Raw genomic sequence first — 23,144 nt, forward strand, 5'->3', positions numbered from 1 at the left:
CTGAAGCTATTTACTCTTCGTTCATTTCATCCATTATTTTTAACGCTTCTTCTTTTTCTTTTTCTTCTTCTAGATGTGTTACACTTATAATCATATTGCCCCTTTTAAATTCATTTTCAAGACCGATCTCTAAAACTTTCGCTTCTATTTGATCGCCAATCCTATATGTTTCTTCGAGACTTTTTGAATTTGTAGAAGCCTTGCTTGCAGGTAGATAAGCCTCTACTTCGTAATCATCGATGAGTACTATTGCTCCTTTATCTAAAAAACGGATTATTTTTCCTTTAACTGTATCACCTGGTTTTATCTCCTGTGAAGCCTTTTTCCAAGGATTTTCTTTTGTTTCTCTAACTGATAGTCTCATCTTTCTGTTATCCTTGTCTATTTTTATTATTTTTACTTTGATCTTTTGTTTTTCTTGAAGAACCGTAGAAATATCGTCTACAAAATCCCAAGAAAGTTCTGAAACGTGTAGGAATCCAGTGATCCCTTCGTCTATTTTTATAATCGCTCCATTATTTAGAACCTTTTCGACGGTTCCTGTAACAATGTTTCCTTCGTTGTACGTTTCTTCTAGGGTTTCCCAGGGATCTCCTAAAACTTGCTTATAACTTAAATTAATCTTTTTATTCTCTTTGTCTATATTCAATATTTTAACTTGAACATTGTCTCCAACTTGTACTACATCGCTTATTCTACCTTTCCTGCCCCAGAATACTTCCGTTTCATGAACCAAACCTTCTAAACCTTCGTCAAACTTAACAGTAAAACCAAAAGGTAATATGTTGGTTACAGTACCTTGAACAATGCTTCCTACAGGATACTTTTCGTCCAGTGTTATCCAAGGATCTTCTTTCAAACGTTTAAGAGATAGTGAAATTCTTTTTTTCTCGCTGTCCAATTTGATTATTACAGCTTTGATCTTTTGACCCACTTTTAGATAATCTTTTATTGAGATCTTCTCGTTCCAGCTAACCTCACTTGCTGGTATGAGACCATTAAGATGATCGTTCAATTTTACAAATGCACCAAAATTTTTTATATCCTCTACAACACCATCGATTACCATTCCTTCTTCGTATTCAATGAAAGTTTGGCTGATTTTTTCTTCTACATAATCTCTTCTTGAGACAACTATGTTTTTTCCATTTTTAGAAATAACTTTAGCCATTTTTTCTCCCTTTGGTAAATCGTCTTTAGGTCTTAATAAAGATAGTGAACCAGGAAGGAATGCGTTGACAATACCTTCGATCAGAACGCTATAACCTTTTTTTAATTTGTTTTTAAAAATGATTGGATAATTTTCCCCTTCTTTTATCTTACTTATAGTTTCGCTCCAAACAGCCCTTTTTTCAGAAGCAAAGTTTAACCCTTCTGCATCATTTGTTTTAGTTATTTCTACTACTATCTTTTGACCTACTTGATATTCTTGTAGTGGTTTTATGAGTTCTCCTTGACTTACAAACACATCTCCTGTTGCACCTTCCAAAGCAACCCATATACCATCACTATTTATTTCAAACACCTTTCCTTCTATTATTTTTCCTTTTTTTATTTCGTTTATCTCTTGTTCGTTCAAAAGTTTTTCAAAAGTTTTTTCTTCCATCATGAAAGATCCTCCTTCTTTTGGCGTAGATACTCCAGTACTTTGTTTAACTCTGATTTTGGAGTGGATGAACCAGTAACTATTCCGATTTTGTCTTGTGGAGAGATTACTATTTCCTTAAGTTCTTCATCAGATTCGATATGATACGCTCTTTTACAATATTTCTTAGAAATACGGTATAGTTTTTGAGTATTGGAACTATTTTTCCCGCCTATAACTAACATCAACGTGCTTTTTTTTGAAAGTTCGAGTGTTTCTTTTTCCCTTAAGACAGTTTCAGAACAAATAGTATCTCTTATCAACACCTCCGTAAAAGAATTAATATTTACCATACCGGCTATAAAATTTTTATATTCTTCCTCCCCCATGGTTGTTTGTGATACGATCAATATCTTTCTTTGAGGTATTTTCACTGGAGAGAGTGTTATTAATAATTTACTCTCATCTACATTTCCTTTTAGCCCAAGTATCTCAGGATGGTCGGGTTTTCCATACACGATTACAAAAAATCCATCTTTTTGTTTGCCTTTTACGTATTTTACTAAATTTGTGACTATTGGGCAAGTCATATCAATAACTTTAGAGAATCGTTTTTTTAAAAAATCTTTTTCAGACTTTGAAATACCGTGGGCTCTGATGATTACTGTTTCATTTATAGAATCGTCCGGTATATCATCCAATTCTGTTATAGTTATCGCACCTGCTCTATTTAACTCTTCTATTACCTTTTTATTGTGTACCAACTCACCGTAAATATAAATTTTATTTCTATCAACGATGGAGTTTTTCACTTGATTGTAGGCTAACTGAACACCTGAGCAAAAACCGGTTCTTTTCGCTACATTAATCTCCATAAATACCTCTCTTTTCGACAATTTTTAGTACTTTTTGCAGGACTTCCTCTATGGATAGATTAGTAGTATCTATAATTATTGCATCTCGTGCTGGTTTTAATGGAGCTATAGAACGGTTTGAATCGTTGTAATCCCTACTTTTTATTTCTTCCAATATATCATTGAAAGAAATATTACCTTTTTCCTCTTTTTCCTCATTCCATCTTCTTTTAGCTCTTTCTTCTAAAGAGGCGGTTAGATATATTTTTACATCACTATCGGGGAGAACTACCGTTCCTATATCTCTTCCATCAACCACTATACTGTCTTTTTCGGCAATTTTTTTTATTATCTCATTAACTTTTTTTCTGATAATATTATTCTGGGAATAAAGGGAAGCTAAATCACCGATTTTCGAGTCTTTAATGGTGGTGGTAATATCTTTTTCATCTAAAAAATAACGGTTGTTTTTTATTTCAATATTAAGTTTTTCTAAAATATTTTCTATATTTTTTGAATCTTTTGGGTCCACCTTTTTTTCATTTAGGTAATAACCAATGATTCTATACAAAGCTCCACTATTTAGATAATTTATCTTTAGTAAATTAGCTAATTTCTGTGCGATTGTAGATTTTCCTGATCCTGCCGGACCATCTATAGCAATCTTTATTTTTTTAGCTTTTTGAGCCATTTTGCATCTCACTCTTGTTTATTTTTTTCAAAGCGAGGTGTAATTCTTCCAATTGTTTTTCGCTGACTTCTGATGGGGCATCGGTCATAGGATCAGTTCCAGAAGCTGTTTTTGGGAATGCAATTACCTCTTTTATCGATTCTTCTCCTACAAGTATGCTCACCAATCTATCCATTCCAATCGCTATACCACCGTGAGGAGGAGCACCATATTTAAAAGCCTCTAACAAGAAACCAAATTTCTCTTTTGCCTCTTCTTTGCTCAAGCCTAAAATATCGAACACCTTTTCTTGTATATCTTGTTTGTGTATCCTTATGCTGCCACTTGCGATCTCATAACCATTTATAACAAGATCGTAGGATTGAGATTTGATTTTTAAAGGGTCTTTATTCTCGTATTTAGCTAAATCATCTAAGTTGGGCATAGTAAAGGGGTGATGTTCAGCTACAATTCTTTGTTCTTCCTCATTCCAAGAAAACATTGGAAAATCAGTAACCCAAATTATGCTGAATCCAGATTTTTTTTCGAATTCTTCTTTGATCATTTTAATTCTCAATTGGCCTAAAATCTGGTCTATTTTGTCTGTTTCTTCTAAAATAGCTAATAAAACGTCACCTTCTTTCATTATACCACGTTCTACTAAGATATTAATCTCTTTAGCTGCGGCTTTTTTTATATTTGACCTTATTTCTTTGTCACAAGCGATCCATATCAAACCCGAGCTTCCTTGTTCTTTTGCGAACTCTGTCAGGTCATCGAATTTTTTTCTAGAAAAATTTTTAGACCTATCAGGGACAACAAAACCTTTTAATATAAGACCTTTATCTATCCCATTTTTTATAAAATTAGTCTCTGTATTTTGAAAATATGCTGTTAGATCAATAAATTCCATACCATACCGTATATCAGGTTTATCTGAACCGTATTTTTTTATTACTTCATCATAGGCGTATTTTTGAAACGGAATCTCTAATTCTTTGTAATTTATAGATTTTTCGAATATTTCTTTAATTAATTTTTCCGTTAGTTCAAATATATCCTCTTTTTCAACGAAAGATTGCTCTATGTCAATTTGTGTGAATTCGGGTTGCCTATCAGCCCTAAAATCTTCATCTCTGAAACAGCGAGCTATTTGAAAATATTTATCAAAACCTGATACCATCAGTAGTTGTTTGAAAAGCTGTGGAGATTGAGGTAAGGCGTAAAAATTTCCTGGTTTTAATCTAGAAGGAACCAAAAAATCTCTTGCCCCTTCTGGTGTTGATTTTGTTAAGTAAGGGGTCTCAATTTCCAGAAAGCCTTCAGCACTTAGCGTATCTCTAGTGATTTTCATAACTTTGTGTCTAATTATTAAGTTCCTTTGCATTCGTTCTTTTCTAAGGTCTAAATATCTATATTTTAACCTTAAATTTTCCGAAATATCCTCTTCTATGTTGACGTATATTGGTGGTGTTTCAGATTCAGAAAGGATTTCTAAATTTGTTGCAAGTATTTCAATACCCCCAGTTGGCATATTTGGGTTTCTGTCTTTTTCAGGACGCACCCTAACTTTTCCTTGGATAGAAACAACATATTCGTTTTTTAATTTTAAGGCTTTTTGATAAAGCGTATTGTTATCACTAGAATCGAAAACTGCTTGAGTTTTACCGTATCTATCTCTTATCAAAACAAAAATAATTCCACCTAAATCACGAATCCTATCTATCCATCCGTTTAAAATAACGATCTTATCTATATCGTCTTCGTTTAATTCTCCACAAGTGTGAGTTCTTTTTTGAAACAAAAATAACACCTCCAATTATTTTTCATCTTATTTTACCATTTTTTGTGGTAAAATAAAATCGATAACAGCAAAAAACTTAAAATTCTAAAATTCAGGAGGTGTATGTAGTGAAAAAGGTAGGTATTTTGTTTCTATTTTTATTTTTGGCTTTAGGAGTATTTTCACAGTCTTTTAAGGATGTTCCCATCAATCATTGGGCATATGACGCAGTTGAAAGGCTTTCTGGTATTGGCATAATTGAAGGATACCCCGATGGTACTTTTAAAGGATTAGAAAACATGAACAGGTATCAACTGACTGTCGCTTTGTCCAGAACGATTGATTACGTAGAACAAAGTATGGTTGAACCTTTAGCCCAAGATTTAGCAAATCTGGAAAAGACTGTAAGTAGTTTATCTGTACCACAAGGGGTTTCATCATCAGAATTACAACAACTTCAAACAAAATTAAACTCTTTTACAAGTGATCTTTCTAGTCTTCAGAGTTCCGTTTCGAGGTTGGATAGTTCGGTGAAGGAACTACAGAATTCTTATGAGTTGCTTGGTTATGCCACCACAAAGATAGATGAATTAGAGAGAAAGGTCAACGCCATATCCGTGCCTGTTGTAAGCGAAACTGACATTAGAAGCTTAGATAGCAGAGTAACCAATTTGGAAAACACTGTTGAAAGTCTGGATAATAATTATCAAAATCTTTCTCAAACGGTTGCTAATAACAATCAAGAAATAAAGTCGTTAAAAAATTCAGTCGGTACTTTACAAAACTCTTTTTCTAGTATCAATCAAGATATGGAGAAATTGAACGCTTTAACTGCTAACTTGAATTCGAAGATAGATTCTAAAGTTGATAAAACTGAGTTGACCTCGTTAAAGAATACTACTGACGAATTAAGTATTCAATTAAATAGTAATACCCAATCTATTACTGAATTGTCACAAAATTTGCAAACCGTTCAAAGTAGTGTCGACCAGCTATCTCAAGAGGTTACTGAGGTAAAACAAACAGCTGAGGGTGCTGGAGGAGTGAACTTCTTAGATATTATTATCTCGGTGGTAATTTCTGCAGGTTTATCTTTTGCTATAGTGAACTTTATGTAACAATGACCTTGATATAAAAAAACCGCTGGTTTTTTCGTGACCAGCGGTTTTTTCATTTAATGTTCCTTTTTAAGACTATAATTTCTAATTTATCAGACGCATCTTCAGCCTTATCAGCTATATCTCCTATTTGTAAAAAAAGATCTTTTAACTGCAATTTTTCGCATAACTCAAGGTTATTTATTTCAAACAATCTTCTTAGCATATCTTTCTCTAAGATATCTTCTTCATGTTCATGTAATTCAACTTTTTGAATATATTCACCACTTTTTTCTATATTTTCGAATACGTTTTCTATAGATTTTTTCAAGAACTTATAAGTTTTTTTTACCAATCGACTTTGTTCTAAGAAATCTGCTTTAAAGTCCTCAGGTATTTTAGGTTTTTGAAAAGCTAAGATTTCTGAAACGGTTTGGATTTTATTCATAACCTTATCAACAGCTTCTATTAATTCTAAAAGCTCACCTCTGAAATTTGGTAAAAAAGCTCCTTGATACATTTCACTTTCGGTTTTTCTTCTTAATGTATCAGCTTCGCTTTCTATATTAGATATTTGTTTTGATAATTCTACAGATTTTTCAATATCGTCGGTTACATATAATTCTACTGATTCTGTGAGTAAGTTTACTCCTTCTTCAACTTTTTCTAAATGTTTAGAAAAAAGTTTTATTACTTTCTCTTCCTTTTTTCCAAAAAAAAGTTTCATGGTGTACCCCCTCACATAACTTAAAAGAGCATCTTTAGAATTTTAAAAACTTCTTTTTGTATCCCTTCGCTATACAGCCCATCCTAGGATTTATGCATTTATTTCTTCTTTTAATACTCTTGCGCATCTTGGACAAACACCCGGAAATTCAGGATCTTTGCCCGTATTAGGATCTACTTTCCAACATCTTTCACATTTTTCCCCTTCCGCTTTGGTAACTTTAATTGTACCGTACCTACCCTCAAATCCTTCATCGACATTACCAAATTCAAATTGAGATACTATAAATAGATCGGCAATCCAGTTGTTATCGTATTGAGATAGAATTTGCTTTAAAGCATCATCTTTGAGATTAACGATAATTTTAGCCTCTAGAGAGTTTCCTAAAAATTTTTCTTTTCTTTTTTCTTCAAGCGCTTTTAAAACATCCTCTCTCAAAGCAAAAATTTTATTCCACTTTTCTTCTAACTGTTGACTGAGATAATTTTCTTTGTATTCGGGCCATAGTTCAGCGAATATGGTTTCATATTTGTTTGAATAATTGAGATGATCGTAAACTTCTTCTGCTGTAAAAGGTAATATGGGTGAAATCATCTTATTTAAAGCTACGGCAGTTTCATATAAAACGGTTTGAGCTGATCTTCTGAGTTTAGATTTTTTCCCTTCTACATATATCCTATCTTTTATTATATCCAGGTAAGTAGAACTCATATCTATAGTGCAAAAGTTGTTTATCAGATAATGTACCTTGTAAAACTCATAATTGTCATAGGCTTTGGTGACATTTTTTATCAAATTATGTAACTTCATCATCGCCCATTGGTCTATTTCTAACATTTCTTCATAAGCGACAGAATCTTCATCAGGGTTAAAATCATTTATATTACCAAGCAAAAATCTTATAGTATTTCTAAGTTTACGGTAGGTTTCAACCTGTTGTTCTAAGATATTGTAAGATATTTTTATATCCATTCTGTAATCCGCTGATGCAACCCATAATCTTAATATATCCGCTCCATATTTGTTGATAATGTCTTTTGGATTGACTACGTTCCCCAAGGATTTAGACATTTTCTTTCCTTCTTCGTCTTTTATAAAGCCATGAGTCAAAACAGATTCATAAGGGGCTATTCCATGTTTTGCAACAGATAAGAATATAGAACTTTGGAACCACCCTCGATGTTGATCGCTTCCTTCCAAATATAAGTCTACAGGGAATTTTTTTAATTCTTTGCGTGAATTTGCAACCGCTTCAAAAGATGATCCAGAATCGATCCAAACGTCTAAAATATCTTCTTCCTTTTGGAAGGCCGAACCGCCACATTTAGGACACGTGTAACCATCCGGTAAAAGTTCTTTCGTTTCTTTTTCGAACCACGCATTACTCCCTTCTTTTTTTATAATTTCGATAACGTGGTCTAAAATTTTGGTATCTAAAATTGCTTCACCACAATCCTTACATTTAATAGCTGGTATTGGGATGCCCCATGCACGTTGTCTTGAAATTACCCAGTCAGGTCTCTCTCTCACCATAGAGGATATTCTATTTTCTCCCCACTTGGGTATCCAATTTACTTTTTTTATCTCTTCTAATACCTTTTCACGGTAGTTATTTTTTTCAAGGTCTATAAACCATTGAGGAGTGGCTCTAAAGATAACAGGGTTTTTACAACGCCAACAATGTGGATAGGAATGAGTTATCTTTCCTGATTGAACGAGAAATCCATTTTCTTTTAGATCTTTGATAATTTCTTTGTTCGCTTCCCAAATTTTCATCCCTTTATATTTTCCAGCTTCATCCGTGAAATATCCTTGGCTATCTACAGGAGATATTACCTGAAGATTGTACTTTGTACCTGTTATATAATCTTCCATACCGTGCCCTGGTGCAGTGTGAACACATCCAGTACCTTCTTCTAAAGTTACGTAATCTGCAAGTACCAAAAGGCTGTCTCTATCAATAAAAGGATGTCTAGCTTTTTTCCCGTCTAATGTTGATCCTTTAAACGTATCGATGATTTTATAATCATCTATACCGGCTTCTTTCATGGTTTTATCAACCAATTCTTTAGCCATTATCCAATATTCGTTTCCAACTTCCACTTTTGCGTAATCAAAATTAGGGTGCACAGCAATAGCTACGTTTGCTGGTAAAGTCCAAGGTGTTGTCGTCCAGATGATCACGTGTGTATTATTTTCTCCAACTAGAGGGAACTTTACATAAATTGAATCCGATGTATGATCGTGATATTCAACTTCTGCTTCTGCTAAAGCGGTTTGACATTCTGGACACCAATATATCGGTTTAGTGCCCCTGTAGATGTTGCCAGCGTCAACTAAAGTACGAACGATCTCTAAAACCTTGGCTTCATATTCGGGATTTAAAGTTAAATAGGGTTTATCCCAAAAACCTATTACCCCTAACCTTTTAAAGCTTTCACGTTGAACGTCTACGAACTTCAAAGCATAATCTTCACATAGTTTTCGAATTTCTGACTTATTCAAAGTATTCGCCTTATCTCCAAGTTTAGTAGTTACATTATGTTCTATTGGAAGACCATGTGTGTCCCATCCAGGAACATAAGGTGCATCAAGACCTCTCAATGTTTTGTATTTCAAAACTATATCTTTTAAAACTTTATTAAGAGCGGTTCCCATATGAATGTCTCCATTGGCATACGGTGGACCATCATGTAAAACAAATTTTTTTCTCCCTATTCTTTTGTCTCTGAGATAGTAAGCAATATTTAAATCATCCCATTTTCGAAGGATCTGAGGCTCCTTTTCTTTCAGATTTGCCTTCATCTTGAATGATGTCTTTGGAAGATTGATTGTATCTTTGTAATCCAAAACGCGCACCTCCGATAAAATATTATTGAATTTTTAAGAGATTTTCGATAGTATCTTTTATTTCTGTTAAATCCATTGATTTTACAACGTAAGCATCTGCTGCCCATGATGCCATCTCACTTTTATAATGTGAGTAGGCTGTGAGAAATATTATTTTTTTGTTTGGGTACCTTTTTCTGATTTCACTTGCGAGTTCTAAACCATTTACATCGGGCATTTCGATATCGGTGCATATGATATCTATATCTTTATCGCTTTCTAATGTTTCCAGTGCATCTTTTGCATTGCTTACCGCAATAACTTCATAACCAGATTCTTCCAATTCTTCTTTTATTAAAGTTCTTATGTTCTCTTCATCATCTACTATTAGTACTTTAGACAACTTAACCCCTCCTAGAAAATTTTATCTTTTCCCTCACACCGTCCAGATGGGTGGGTGAGGGCTTCGCCCTGTAACCTTTTAAAAATTTAAATTTAATTTTTGAAAATTACCCTATTTTTAAAGTGTCCATGTTAGTAATATCGAATCCGATTTAGTACCCCTTTGCCCCGCCTCCCACAATTGGCCCTTAGTGTCTAAATTATATAATAATTTAGTTATTACCTGTTGGAATTTCAAATCTGAAAGAAGTTTCAGTATCGTCAGATTTTACCAAATAAATTTTACCTTTGTGTTCTTCTTCTATTATTTTTTTACAAATAGCTAAACCAAGTCCTGTACCATTACTCTTTGTTGTAAGGAAGGGAGTGAATAGTTTTTCCTTAATTTCTGGTGGTATGGGTGGTCCATCATTGGTTATTTCGAAAAAAACTCTATTTTCATCAGTAAATCCAACTTTTATATCAATTTTTCCATTATTATTAACACTCTCTAAAGCGTTTTTTATTAAATTCAACAATACTTGTTTTATTTTATCTTTATCTACTTTTATTACGATCTCTTCCTTTAACCAATCAGTATTCACCATAACGTGTTTTTGTTGTATAAAATCTTCATACATCAACATTATTTCGCGTATGATTTCTATTAAATTGACTTCTTCAATCTGGTTAATTTTACCTCCTCTAGAGTATTCTAAGATTTCATTTACTATATGTTCGAGCCTAGAGAGTTCTTTTTTAATAATTTGAGTGTATTTTTGAATATCATCCATTTTATTCATTTTAGATATTCTGTTTAAAAATCCGCCGATAACCGTAATAGGATTTCTCACTTCATGAGCTATTCTAGCGGTCATTTCTCCCATGGCAGCAAGTCTTTCTCGCTTTTCCATTTCTTTTTGAAGGTTGTACAGTTCAGTCACATCATCAAAAACAATTATAACACCTTCGATAACTCCTAAATCTTCATTTCTCAAAGGAGATAATTGAATATCAAAAATTTTCTTTGTATTGGAAAGTTTTACTTCATAATTTTTTAATTTGATATTATTTCTAGTTTCATAAATGGTTTTAATTTTTTCAATTATTTCTTCCCCTATTATATCTGTTATACCTTGAATAGCTGTTCCGATCATGGTTTCTCTTGGTCTGGAGAAAAAATTTTCTGCTTTTCTGTTCCATTCGTTTATTTTTCCATTTCTATCAACCACAACAATTGCGACAGCTAAATTTTGTAAGATATTGTCTTTAAACCTCCTATAGTAATCCATCAAATCTTTCTGTTCTTCTAATCGCAACGTTTTTTCTTTTAATTCTTGATAATTTTCTATCATTTCTAAAGCTAATCCCATATTATCTTTAAATAATTTTACAATTTCAATTTCTATACTGGTGATGGGTTTTTTGTTTATTTTGTTATCGACTATAACTACACCCTTAGTTTCAACCATCCCAGCAACTGGAAAAATTAGAAACTCATTTATTTTAACTATATCGTATATATCTTCTAAATCTTCCCATTTAATTTCCAACATTTGTGGAACAATATGTAACACCTGCTTTTTTTCAACTACTCTTTCTAAAATAGGGTGTCCTTTATATGCTAAAACTTTGTTTTGCAAACTAAGAATTAGTTTGTTATTTGTGGGTATTTTTATGGCTTCCTCTTTGAAGTATTGAACAACGTTTCCGTATTTTAAAGCCCTAATGTTAGCTTCTTTCCAGATTTCGTTAGCATCTTCTTCTGCATCGGGACCAATCCATATTTTTGGCACAAGGAAACCCCGAACCTTATCTTTTTCCAAATACAGAGCTCTGTTGAACCTAAGCCCTCTTCCGGAAGTTAATCCTAAAAGCATTATTTTTATTGCTAAATTTTTATCGTAAACAGATCTCACGGCTTGAGATATCTTGTCTAATGCATTTAGCATATCTAAGTGTTCTTTTTGTTTTTCGATAAGTTGTTCATAATTCTTTTTCAATTCAGTCAATTTACTGACTTCATTTTGAAGTTTGTTGTATAAATTGATTCTGTGAATAGAAAAAGCTAATCTTTTAGCTGTATCTGAAAAAACATGGAAATCTGCCTCATCAAAATTTTTGTATGTTCTAAAGGAGTATCCTTCTTCTCTGTTATAAGCACTTAAAACACCATATAATTCATTATTTTGTTCTATAATAGAATAAATAGAAGATTTGAGATCGACATCAAAAGGGATAAAATAATTTTGAAAGTTTTCTCGTCCAACAACCATAAAGCTTCTTCTTTCTTTTATGGCTTTTCCCTCAAGAGTATTTTCTAAAGGAATCTCTTTATTTAAGATTGAGTTTTCATCTATTCCAAGAACGTATTTGATTTCAAGTGTATCTCCTTGAAGTTCCCAGAAAACTATGCTTTCTGCATGGAGTGAATCTTTTAGGAGTTTCAATACATTTTTGATTATTACATCTTTTTGTGTAATTTCTTCTATAATGTCGGTGAGTTTTTCCATTAAAACTACTTTGTCTTTCAAATCCTTGATTTTTAGTTTTTCTATAATCAAGTTAATCAAAACCACGTAATAAAAAAATTGTTGGTCGAAAGTATCTTTGTCGATTTGATTATCAAATAATCCAACGGCTCCGATTAAAGTCTCTTCCGAAAAAATCGGATATAAAAATATTTCTTTTTTATCGTTGCTGTCTGAACTTACCTTTAAAGTATCATCCTGTAGATTAACCGAAAGAATTTCATTTGAGAAAATTTTGTTTTTTAACTCTTCGACTCCACGTATATATATTTTTACATTTTCAAACTTGTCTATTGTAGAAGCTAAAGCTTTAAAAACCTCTCTGCTTGATTGATAGATAAACATAATATTGTCTTTCCCAATTGATTCTTTCAATTGGAAGGATACTTCTTTAAAAACTGATTTTAAAATATTTTGAGGATCATCATTGTATATAATATTTAAAATATCATTCATCATAAATTCCACACTCCGATGTTTTATCTTTTTCGTCTTAATTATAACACTAAAATGCTTAAAAATGGGATAAAAATATATTGTGAATTTAATAACGGAATAATTGCCTAATGACAAGTTAGATATATTGGGCGATTTTATAAAAGAAAAGGAATTAAAACAGAAATTTAAAATTTTATCTTGACATTTTACATTGAAAAGTATTATAATGAAAATGGAATTAGCAAATAAAAGTTACGAGTGATAAAATATCTTATTACGTAAAATAGATGGAGGTGACACAATGAGATTCAATCCGAATGATTTCACTGAAAAATCTTTAAAAGCATTTCAAGAAGCCCAGAATGTTTTAAGTTATTCGGGTGGAAATATTCTTAAACCGGAACATTTGCTGTTAGCAATTCTAAATATTGAAGATGAGAATGTGAAAAAAATTTTTCAAGGTACCAATATCAATTCAGTAAAAATCAAACTTGAAGAAGCTTTATCTGAAGAAATGGGAATTTATTACTCCATGTCTTATGGTGGACCACAAGGTATATATCTATCAACAAGTTTAGCAAACGCTTTACAAATAGCTAAATCAGAAGCCAATAGAATGGGATTTAATAAAATTCCTTTATTAGCCCTTCTATTAGGAATTTTGTTGGAAGGTACATCTTACGCCTCCAAACTGTTGTCCGCTTATACATCAGAGGCTTTAATTAGAGAACAGTTACAAGAAATGTTAGAAAGCGGAGATGAAGAAATAGAATCAGGTACGGGAGATCCTTTGAAAAAATTTACTATTGATTTAACCAAAGAGGCTAAGAAAGGAAAGCTTACGCCTGTCATAGGAAGGGAAAAAGAAATAAATAGAATGATTGAAATATTATCCCGAAAGTCCAAAAATAATCCAGTGTTAGTTGGAGACGCTGGTGTTGGAAAAACCGCTGTAGTAGAAGGTTTAGCACAGTTGATAGTAGATGAAAATCCTCCCTCCTATCTGAAAAATAAAAAAATTTTACAATTAGACATGGCTGCATTATTGGCAGGTTCAAAATTTAGAGGTGAGTTTGAAGAAAGACTTAAATCAGTTATCGATACAGTAAAAGAAAAAAGCGATGAAATTATTCTTTTTATTGATGAACTGCACAATATAATAGGTGCAGGAGTGGCTGAAGGAAATGCAATGGATGCAGCAAATATTTTAAAACCAGCTTTAGCTAGAGGTGAAATAAAGGTTATTGGAGCAACAACGTATGAAGAATACAAAAAGTACATTGAAAAGGACAAAGCTTTAGCAAGAAGGTTTCAACCTGTGTATATACAAGAACCTACCCCTGAACAGGCAATTGAAATACTTAAAGGTCTAAAAGAAACGTACGAAAAGCATCACAAGGTTGAAATATTGGATGAAGCTTTAATTGCAGCAGTAAATCTTTCTCACAGATATATTAATGATAGGTTTTTACCAGATAAAGCTATCGATTTGATAGACGAAGCTTGTGCTCGAGTAAAACTTAGAAACTCCGCTAAACCAGAAAAAATTCGGGAATTGGAAAAGAAAATGTCGAAACTTGAAGAAGAAATTAATCAACTAACTTTAGAGGAAAAATATGAAGAAGCATCTCAAAAAAAAGCGGAATATTTTGATCTTCAAAAGGAATTAGAAAAGGCACAAAAAGCTGCCAAACGAGTACAAAGTGAAATAAGCAATGTAGTAGATGAAGAGATAATCGCTTCTTTGGTACAAGAATGGACCGGCATTCCTGTTACTCGGATGGTTGAAGATGAAAAGAAAAAACTTGCCAACCTTGAAAATGAAATACACAAAAGGCTTGTTGATCAGGATGAGGCGGTTAAAATTGTTGCAGACCATATTAAAAAGGCAAGAGCAGGATTGAAAGATCCTAAGAGACCAGTGGGTTCTTTCCTGTTTCTTGGGCCAACTGGAGTAGGAAAAACAGAATTAGCTAAGACATTGGCCGAGATTTTGTTTGGAACCGAAGATGCTTTGGTCAGGATAGATATGAGTGAATACATGGAAAAATTCAATGTTTCAAGGTTAGTGGGTGCGGCACCGGGTTATGTTGGTTACGAAGAAGGGGGACAGTTAACAGAGATAATCAGAAGAAGACCCTATTCAGTAGTGTTATTCGATGAAGTTGAAAAAGCTCATCCCGATGTATTCAATATATTATTACAGATCTTAGACGATGGAAGGTTAACAGATTCCCAAGGTAGGACGGTCAATTTCAGTAATACCATTATAATATTAACCTCTAACTTAGGTTCAGAATTCTTAAATAAGACCAAAAAAAGTGTCGGTTTTGTTGGAGAATCAGAAGAAGAATCTTATGAAAACACAAAAAATGAAATTATGAGCCAGGTAAAAATGGCATTTAGACCAGAATTTATTAACAGGTTGGACGATATTATTGTATTTAAACCTTTGAGCATCTCTCAGATAAAGAGAATAGTTGATATAATGATTTCAAGATTAGAAGAAAGGTTAAAAGAGAAACACATAAGTATTCAAATAACTGAGGCAGCCAAAGACGTTATAGCAAAAGAAGGATTCGATCCTGTTTATGGAGCTAGACCGTTGAGAAGGGTTATAGAAAGAAAAATCGAATCAACTTTGGCAAATATGATCATCGAAGATACTATAAAAGAAGGAGATACGGTCATAGTTGACTCAAAAGATGGTGAAAATTTAGAAATAAGAAAAGCTGCTGGAGAATTATTAAAAAAGCGGGATTAATATCCCGCCTTTTTTAATCTTCGAGTAATTCAAAGTCTTCTTTAGCAGCGCCACAAACGGGGCAAGTCCAATCATCGGGTAAATCTTCAAAAGAGGTTCCTGGTTCTATGTTGTTATCAGGATCTCCTACTTCTGGATCGTATATATAACCACAAATGGTGCATCTGTATTTTTTCATTCTCATCAACCCCTATATAATATTTTCAAAAATCATCCTACAGAAATCTTTTTGGTATTTTCCCAAAGTCCATGAATATTGCAATGAGAGAGTGCAATCAACGTTCCAGATTTCGCTAACTTTATTTTAGCTTTTACATGAGGTTCCCCCACTACGGGTCCGAACATATATCTGCCTACATGTACGGTATTTGGATCATCATCGTATTGCATAAAAAGATCTATCCACTCAATATGGTGTTCTACAGTGTTTGGATGTTTAATCTCTTTACCAATCTGTACATCTACTTCAAACTCTTCGTTAGGTTGAACTTTGTCTGGACAATCGATAGTAGGGACATGTTTTTCATTTTTGAAATCACTAGTCTTAATTACTTCACCTAACACAAAGAATCATCCCCTTTTTTATAAATTTGGTTAGAATTCTACAAATTTGCTTCTTGGTGCTCCACAAACAGGACATTTTTCTGGAGCTTCTCCTTCTACGGTGTAACCACAGATATCACAAATGAAAATTTTACCAATTTCCACATCTTTACCTTTTTCTGCAACCTTCTTTGCATTTTTATACCACTCGGCGTGTATTTTTTCTGCTTCCAAGGCAAAATGAGTTGTTCTTACTGCTTCGTTTTCTTCTTGAAAGTTAGCTACATTGTTGTACACGGGATACATTTCTTCAATTTCAAAGGTTTCTCCGTCTATACATTGCTGTAGGTTATCTTCTGTTGATCCTATATAACCCAAAGCTCTGTAATGGTTTCTCGCATGAACAAACTCAGCATGAGCAATAGCTTTCCATATTCTTGCAAGATTTTTTAACCCTTTTTCTTCTGCCTCAGCAGAAAAAATCAAATACTTCATATGTGCCTTGGATTCACCACAAAAGGCATCCTCCAAAAACTGTTTTGTCATTGGTCTTTCTACCAAAGTTATCTACCCCCTTCATTAAAAATATTTCTTCATCTAAAAGTTTTCTAAGATCCTTAAAGCACGATTCAACGTAAATTATAACATGAAAGTTTTAAAAAAAGATGAATAAAATAAAATTATTATGAAATAAAAGATCAATTTTTACTGGATAAGCTGTCTTTAAGGGAAGAAATAAATCTTTCCACCTCTTTTATATTCTGTAGAATTTCTTTTATATTACTTACAAACGTTTTGACGGAAGTAGATATTTCTTCAGAAGTAGCCGAACCTTCTTCAGATATAGCTAACAAGTTTTGGGTGTTTTTTGTTAAATCTTCTAATTTAACCCCTTCGCTACTTAATTCATCTAAAATTTCGCGGATTTCTTTGGAAATATTTTCTATATTAGTTGCAGATTCTTTATTATCTTGAGAACTAATTCTTAGATTATTAGCTCCTTCTTTCATCGATTTAAACTCTTTTTCAACAGTTTCTGTTAACAACTCAATACCTGAAGATATCCTGCTAAGTATATTATCAATCTGTGAAGCAGCTATTTTGCTTTCCTCTGCTAAATTTCTTATTTCATCAGCTACTACAGCGAATCCTCTGCCGGCTTCTCCTGCTCTTGATGCTTCAATTGCGGCATTTAAGGCTAACAAATTAGTTTGATCCGCAATACCTTTCACCGTATCAACGACTTTAAGAATTTCTTGAGTATCCTCTTCTAACTTATCACTTTCTTTCACCAAATTATTGAATCGCTCACTCATACTTTCTATTTCTTTTGAAGAAGTTTCTACTTTTGAAGAGGAATCATTGATTCTTTTGACTGCATTTTCCAAAGAGTCTACCATTTGATTTTCTCTGGATATGATACTTTGTATAGTATTTACATTCACTTCAACTACATTTGATATGGACTCGGCATCTTGAGCGATTTGTTCTGAGCTTATAGCCACCTGTTCAACTAGTTCTCCTATTGAGTCACTTATTTCCTTCATCTCCTCAGCTCTTTCTCCAACTTTTCCGGTAAAGGTTTCTATTTCTTCTATATCTCCCGTCAGTTGAATAAAAATTCCATTAAAATTATTCCTTAAATTATCAATTTCTAAAGAATGCTTTTCGAGTATCTTTTCCCCTTTTAATAGAACAGGTTCGTCAAATTCCTGGTTATTTAAATTTTGTAACCCTTCTGTAGAAGAAGAAAATAATCGTTTAAAGTAGTTCCCCATAAAAAGAATAAATGTTCCAGATAAAATACCTGTAACCAAAAAAGTATACCAATGATTACCTAAAAGCCCGGTGAATAGCCAAGATAATAAAAAGACTATGATTATTGTATAAAAGGTTAAAGAAGTAAAAAACATTTTCATTAATGACAAACTCATGGCTGCAAAAAACCTTGCTTTTCTAATTTTTGCATATGGTTTCTCACTCTCTAATTTTATTTTAAGAAAGCTACCTTCATCAGTGCTCCCTTGATCAATAATCTCATATTCAATCTTCTCACCAAAAACCTCAGCTGAACCTTCCAGCAATCCTAGAAAATAGTATCTCATATCTCTGAAAGAACGATAGGTAAGATAGGCAGAGTTGCTATCTATGATTTCAAATTCAATGGCGGGAGGTTTGGCTCCTTTTATTCTTCTTGTTAATGATTTATGAACATCATTCATCGTTGACAAAAAAGAGAGAAGTCCCTTTTTTTTGAAAAAATTGGGGTAATATTTTTTGAAGGTATAGATGTTTTTTTTGCCAAGTTCTTTCATAATCTCATCTTTTGGTTTATTAGTCTTTTTACTCATCAAATCAAGTAGTTTAAAGACTTTAGAGTCTTCCAAATCTTCAAAAGGGGAGAAATGTTTGTTTTCTGGAATTCCTATTTCAGTTAAAAGTTGATTCACATAATCTTCGCCGTATGTATTTTTCCAAGTTTCAAGCCATGTTTCAACGATCATTCCCTTCATTAAATCCCCTCCTAAGTGCAGTGTTTATGATGACTTTTGAAACTCTAAAACAAGATTTAACGCCCCGAACGATGAAAGTTCTTTATCTTTTTGTAGTTAAATTATACCATATTTTTTCGAATTATTTAATTATTAAAAATAGAGGACAAATAATTTGTATATTTGGAAAATGCAACAATCAACTAATTGATCGGTTAATAAGCCGTAATGATACTTATTTATTGCACGAAACACCTTTGAACTCTATAAAATTGTGGTATAATACTTAAAAAGATATAAAAATCAGCTTTTCTCCAAAGGAGGTAGTCAAGAAGAATGGCTAAGAATAATGTTGAAGACTTAGAGAGTAGAATAAAAGTATTAGAAGAACAAAATAGAGAAAATAGAGAAACTTTGGACGATCTGCTTTTTCAAAATTCTAAAATGAAAGAAAAATTAAATAAAATGTGGCATAATTTGAAGTTCATGTTTTGGTTAAATTTAGGTTTAGTTGTGTGTTTAGTTTTAATTTTTACAACAACACCCCCCGTAGTAATAGGTTTATGGATCATCTTCGCAACTGTTTTGTTTACTGCTTTAATCTTTTATTTTTACTTTAAATTTGCTTTTAATAAATTTGAATAAGGAGTGATTTTTTTGACTAGAGAAGAAGCTCTTGAGTTACTAAAGCAAAACTTAAAAACGGATAATTTGTTCACTCATTCCCTTGCCGTAGGAGCCATTATGAAGGAGTTAGCAAAACATCTAAACAAAGATGAGCAAAAATGGGAGATCACCGGTTTACTACATGATCTGGATTACGAAGAAACAAAAGACGATCCAGATAATCATGCGTTAAAAACTGTTGAAATGCTTGGAGACAAAGTTGATCAAGATGTAAAAGACGCTATATTAGCACATAATGAAAAAAAAGAGTTAGAAAAAGATATTGAGATAGCCCTATATGCTGCAGATCAGCTTTCCGGGCTTATCGTTGCTGCTGTCTTGGTAAGACCAAACAAAGATATAGCCGAGTTATCGGTCAAATCGTTAAAAAAGAAATTTAAAGATAAAGCTTTCGCAAGAGGAGCGGATAGAGAAAAAATAAAAGAAATAGCCAAGCTAGATATCGAATTGAACGATTTCTTCAAAATAGCCATTGATGGTATGGTTCGAATAAAAGATGAATTGGACTTAGCTTGATAAATACATTAATCATTTTTATCATTTTCAATATTTTTATCATGTGCTTCTTCTGATTCATTTTGAAGTTCGACGATTCTTAGGTTCATAAAAGTGAAAAACGAAATTGAAACAACACCAAATGTGGCAAAAATCCAAGTAACTAGAGAAAACCAAAAAAGTTTTGTGAACCAAAAATAGAATATTAAAAGAACTCCAACAGAAATAGAGAAATAATAGATAAGAAACTTCACGATTCGTTTTTTATTATAGCTCATCTTTAAACCTCCTACTAAAAAAGGTGATAACAGTGCAATCTCTTTTAACTATTTTACCTCAGCCTTTTTACAACAAAATAACAAAACTTTGGAATGAATTGGACAAGAATTTTGATGTTAAATGGGTAAAAAATAACGTGCCTTTCCCTCATATAACTTGGAGTGTCGCTGAGGAGTATAAAGTTAACGAGTTAAACAAGTTACTCAAAAAGGCAACCAAAGAATTAGATTCCTTAACCATAAAAACGGAAGGTATAGCCTTATTTACAGGACCTAAATTAACTTTGTACATCCCTGTAAAACCGACAAAGGAATTGTTAAACTTTCACGAATATCTGTGGAATTTGGTCAACGTAAATGAGTCAAAGTTAAACGATTATTATTCTCCAGATAATTGGTTTCCACATATAACTTTGGCGGTAGAAGACATTGATAAGGAGAACATTGGACAGATTACCAGTTATTTGTCTGATAAAAAGTTAAAATATCAAATAAAGTTGGAATCTCTTTCCCTAGTTCACAGAGAGTTGGGAAAAGAGGTTGAAATTGATCAAACTTTTGGAATTCCGAAAAGGCGCAAAAGGAAGAAGTAAAATTATCTATTGATTCTACCAAACCTCTCTATAATTATAATTACTATGGCTCCAATTAAAGCAAATATTAAAAAGCTAACAAAGTTATCTATTTTTGAAATGGGAGCCCTCAATCCTCCAACCATTAATCCCATCAAAAAAAACATTGTCGCGAGGTAAAACTTATCCAATACCCATTTCAGTAATCTACTCATAGAAGCCAATCCCAGCACAATACCTAAAACAAAGGTTATCAGCACAGAGAAATTAAAATCATTAACTGCTTTTACTATGTATGAATACTGATTCAAAAGTAATAGAACGTAGGCACCGGAAATCCCCGGCACAATCATGGCAGAAATAGCCAAAAATCCTGACGAAAAGATTATTAAAAAACCATGTTGCTCTACTAAAAATTTTGCCCCTGAGATATAGAAGGCAACTAAAAAACCAATAGTGGCTGAAATAAAAAAAGAAAAATATTTAGATTTCTCCGTATTTTTGAAATCAACATTTTTAAATAGATCAGATCCCAAAAAAAAGATACTACCGATAATTAAACCTGAAAAGAAAGAAAAGACACTTGTTTGATAATTATTTATTAAAAAGTCTATAAATCCCAAGGTTGAGAACATTCCAAGAAAAACGCCTATGTACAACATGATCAAAAATCTAAGTTCCCGACTTTTCGTTAAAGTTTTGAAATTGAATAAATTGGAAAAGACAAAAGACCATGCAGATATGAAATTCTCATAAATGCCTAGTATCAAGGCTATCGTCGCCCCTGAAACCCCAGGGATAGAATCAGAAATACCCATGAAAACACCATACAACGGAATTAAAAGATTTTTTTTCTTCATAAATACCTCCATTCAATAAATTTCATTATAAAAAAACCCCGCATAAAGCGGGATAAGTTGGGGATTTTATTGGGGGTTATTGTTTTCTAACCCTATTATATGCAGAAAGACTTAAAACATCCTTAAAATTTTTAAAAATGGTTCTAATTCTTCTTTGCTGATGTTAATCCCCATTTCTATCCCTAGTTTGTTTGTTCCATGATAATCCGAACCAGCGGTTATAAACAAATCATACTTTTTGGCAAGTGCTTTATACCTTTCGATCATTTCTTTGGTGTGCAAGGAGTAACAAGCTTCTATGCCGTCTAATCCATAATCTACTAACTCTCTGATCAGATTGTCTAGGTTTTGTTCATCGAGTTTTGTTTGATAAGGGTGTGCCAAAACCACTACGCCCCCAGCTTCCTTAATTAACAATATTGCATCTTTTGGTTCCAACCTTTTTTTATCTAAGTAAAGAGGTGCACCTTTCTTTAAATACTTATCGAAAGCTTCTTGTTTGTTGCTTACATAATTTTTTTTCACCATTAAAGAAGCAAAATGAGGCCTACCAATCAATTCTCCACCTGCTTCTTTTTTTAGTTCTTCAAGGGTAATTTGAAAACCAAGTTTTTGCATGTTTTCGATCATCAAAACGTTTCTTTTTTTTCTGTACTCTTGAAGGTCTTCTAAAACCTTATTTAACCTTTTGTTTTTGATATCAAAGCCGTATCCTAAAAGGTGTAAAGTGTTCGGGAATTCTGCACTTATTTCTACTCCAGGAACAAATTTTAACTTATTTAAATCTGTAAGGTTTTCTATAGCTTTTATTCCATCAAGGGTATCGTGATCGGTGATAGATAGATATTCTATATTTTTTTCTAAGGCCAGATTCAATAATTCATCAGGAGTGTTACTCCCATCGGATCCTGTTGAATGAGTATGAAAATCAACTTTCACTTTTTCCCTCCAGTTTTAATTAGAGTTACTGTCTTTAGAAACTCCAAAACTTGTGTTAGCGCCCCCTCGTCCCGCAACCCACCCCAGAGTTGGCCCTAATTTATTTTTTCCATAGAACTTTATTTTTTTCGTCGTCGTATATCTCTTCAACATCTTCGGGCAGATCAATTTCTTCAATATATTTGGATATCGCTTCTTTGATCAGGTCTTCTGGTAAAGAAGTGATGAACCATAAGTCGCTTAACCAAACTTTGTTGTTTTCTCTTAATGGTGCTTTATAAATGGCACTTTCTACTGCCTTTGCAAATGTAGATAAAGGTACTTCCTTGATAAAACCTTTACCTGAATCTTCTCCGTAAATATTGTTCATAAAGTTAATTTAGGCCTCCTTTATGTGCGTTTTTACTGTCGTTAGAAACTCTAAAACTTGTTTTAGCGCCCCTTCGCCCCGCAACCCGCCCATTTAAGGAAGGGACCTTACAAGTTATTTAAAGCTATCGTAGTCCAACCTTCGAAATTCACATCCTTTAAATTTACGATTTCCTCTTTTTTTAACCATGTGCTTTCAAAGTTATTTTCTTCTTTAATCTTAGCAGAGTCGATGAATCCAACAAAAAGA

At 32.8% G+C, this 23,144-nt stretch carries 21 protein-coding genes; 5 read left to right on the plus strand and 16 right to left on the minus strand.

The features are described from left to right. Positions 1-10: 10 nt before the first annotated feature. From X927_RS06085 to aspS, 4 genes are read right to left on the minus strand one after another with little or no spacing between them, the layout of a single operon-like run. A complete protein-coding gene (locus X927_RS06085; RefSeq protein WP_103077213.1) occupies positions 11-1,609 on the minus strand; it encodes a S1 RNA-binding domain-containing protein in 1,599 nt (532 codons plus the stop codon). Beyond that, entirely contained in the window at positions 1,606-2,460 is an 855-nt protein-coding gene (gene ispH / locus X927_RS06090) for a 4-hydroxy-3-methylbut-2-enyl diphosphate reductase (RefSeq protein ID WP_103077214.1), read from the minus strand. The genes X927_RS06085 and ispH overlap by 4 nt, the downstream gene beginning before the upstream one ends. Beyond that, positions 2,450-3,130: a (d)CMP kinase gene (cmk, locus tag X927_RS06095; protein WP_103077215.1), complete on the minus strand. Its 681-nt coding sequence runs from the start codon at positions 3,128-3,130 to the stop codon at positions 2,450-2,452. The genes ispH and cmk overlap by 11 nt, the downstream gene beginning before the upstream one ends. Further along, positions 3,114-4,913: an aspartate--tRNA ligase gene (gene aspS / locus X927_RS06100; protein ID WP_103077216.1), complete on the minus strand. Its 1,800-nt coding sequence runs from the start codon at positions 4,911-4,913 to the stop codon at positions 3,114-3,116. Before aspS ends, cmk begins: the two co-directional genes overlap by 17 nt. Before the next feature lie 107 nt (positions 4,914-5,020). Between aspS and X927_RS06105 the strand changes: the two genes are divergently transcribed. Further along, positions 5,021-6,010: an S-layer homology domain-containing protein gene (locus X927_RS06105; protein WP_169925166.1), complete on the plus strand. Its 990-nt coding sequence runs from the start codon at positions 5,021-5,023 to the stop codon at positions 6,008-6,010. A gap of 52 nt (positions 6,011-6,062) precedes the next feature. Here the strand turns inward: X927_RS06105 and X927_RS06110 are convergent, their stop codons facing one another. The 4 genes from X927_RS06110 to X927_RS06125 form a co-directional block, all read right to left on the minus strand. Further along, a complete protein-coding gene (locus X927_RS06110; protein WP_103077218.1) occupies positions 6,063-6,716 on the minus strand; it encodes a TIGR00153 family protein in 654 nt (217 codons plus the stop codon). Between the two features lie 90 nt (positions 6,717-6,806). Beyond that, positions 6,807-9,566: an isoleucine--tRNA ligase gene (gene ileS / locus X927_RS06115; RefSeq protein ID WP_103077219.1), complete on the minus strand. Its 2,760-nt coding sequence runs from the start codon at positions 9,564-9,566 to the stop codon at positions 6,807-6,809. Between the two features lie 22 nt (positions 9,567-9,588). Then, a complete protein-coding gene (locus tag X927_RS06120; protein WP_103077220.1) occupies positions 9,589-9,948 on the minus strand; it encodes a response regulator in 360 nt (119 codons plus the stop codon). Between the two features lie 211 nt (positions 9,949-10,159). Further along, positions 10,160-12,916, minus strand: coding sequence for an ATP-binding protein (locus tag X927_RS06125; protein WP_103077221.1), 2,757 nt, complete (start codon positions 12,914-12,916; stop codon positions 10,160-10,162). Between the two features lie 280 nt (positions 12,917-13,196). Here X927_RS06125 and X927_RS06130 point away from each other — a divergent pair, with 280 nt between their 5' ends. Then, positions 13,197-15,659, plus strand: coding sequence for an ATP-dependent Clp protease ATP-binding subunit (locus X927_RS06130; RefSeq protein WP_169925167.1), 2,463 nt, complete (start codon positions 13,197-13,199; stop codon positions 15,657-15,659). A 13-nt stretch (positions 15,660-15,672) separates the two neighbouring features. Here the strand turns inward: X927_RS06130 and rd are convergent, their stop codons facing one another. From rd to X927_RS06150, 4 genes are all read right to left on the minus strand, one after another. After that, entirely contained in the window at positions 15,673-15,837 is a 165-nt protein-coding gene (rd, locus tag X927_RS06135; RefSeq protein WP_103077223.1) for a rubredoxin, read from the minus strand. 32 nt (positions 15,838-15,869) lie between these two features. Beyond that, a complete protein-coding gene (locus tag X927_RS06140) occupies positions 15,870-16,223 on the minus strand; it encodes a class II SORL domain-containing protein (RefSeq protein ID WP_103077224.1) in 354 nt (117 codons plus the stop codon). A 30-nt stretch (positions 16,224-16,253) separates the two neighbouring features. Continuing rightward, on the minus strand, positions 16,254-16,748 hold the full coding sequence (locus X927_RS10390) for a ferritin family protein (protein ID WP_103077233.1): 495 nt from the start codon (positions 16,746-16,748) through the stop codon (positions 16,254-16,256). A 152-nt stretch (positions 16,749-16,900) separates the two neighbouring features. Further along, on the minus strand, positions 16,901-18,715 hold the full coding sequence (locus tag X927_RS06150; protein ID WP_103077225.1) for a heme NO-binding domain-containing protein: 1,815 nt from the start codon (positions 18,713-18,715) through the stop codon (positions 16,901-16,903). Positions 18,716-19,030: 315 nt separating this feature from the next. On the opposite strand from X927_RS06150, the gene X927_RS06155 reads away from it, so the two are divergent. Both X927_RS06155 and X927_RS06160 read left to right on the plus strand, forming a co-directional pair. Next, a complete protein-coding gene (locus X927_RS06155; protein WP_103077226.1) occupies positions 19,031-19,339 on the plus strand; it encodes a hypothetical protein in 309 nt (102 codons plus the stop codon). Between the two features lie 3 nt (positions 19,340-19,342). Next, a complete protein-coding gene (locus X927_RS06160; RefSeq protein ID WP_425440367.1) occupies positions 19,343-19,897 on the plus strand; it encodes an HD domain-containing protein in 555 nt (184 codons plus the stop codon). An 8-nt stretch (positions 19,898-19,905) separates the two neighbouring features. Here the strand turns inward: X927_RS06160 and X927_RS06165 are convergent, their stop codons facing one another. Further along, positions 19,906-20,154, minus strand: a complete 249-nt coding sequence (locus tag X927_RS06165; RefSeq protein WP_103077228.1) for a hypothetical protein — start codon at positions 20,152-20,154, stop codon at positions 19,906-19,908. Between the two features lie 32 nt (positions 20,155-20,186). Here X927_RS06165 and X927_RS06170 point away from each other — a divergent pair, with 32 nt between their 5' ends. Beyond that, positions 20,187-20,747 (plus strand): 2'-5' RNA ligase family protein, encoded by a 561-nt coding sequence (locus X927_RS06170; RefSeq protein ID WP_169925168.1) that lies wholly within the window; start codon positions 20,187-20,189, stop codon positions 20,745-20,747. Between the two features lie 2 nt (positions 20,748-20,749). On the opposite strand, the gene X927_RS06175 is transcribed toward X927_RS06170, so the two are convergent. From X927_RS06175 to X927_RS06185, 3 genes are all read right to left on the minus strand, one after another. After that, the gene (locus tag X927_RS06175) at positions 20,750-21,586 is read right to left on the minus strand and encodes a DUF368 domain-containing protein (protein WP_169925169.1); all 837 of its coding nucleotides are present in this window, start codon (positions 21,584-21,586) and stop codon (positions 20,750-20,752) included. A gap of 111 nt (positions 21,587-21,697) precedes the next feature. Further along, entirely contained in the window at positions 21,698-22,525 is an 828-nt protein-coding gene (locus X927_RS06180; RefSeq protein WP_103077231.1) for a PHP domain-containing protein, read from the minus strand. Between the two features lie 100 nt (positions 22,526-22,625). Then, positions 22,626-22,895 (minus strand): hypothetical protein, encoded by a 270-nt coding sequence (locus X927_RS06185; RefSeq protein WP_103077232.1) that lies wholly within the window; start codon positions 22,893-22,895, stop codon positions 22,626-22,628. Between the last annotated feature and the right edge of the window lie 249 nt (positions 22,896-23,144).

It is taken from the genome of Petrotoga mexicana DSM 14811 (assembly GCF_002895565.1).
GTDB classification, from domain to species: domain Bacteria; phylum Thermotogota; class Thermotogae; order Petrotogales; family Petrotogaceae; genus Petrotoga; species Petrotoga mexicana.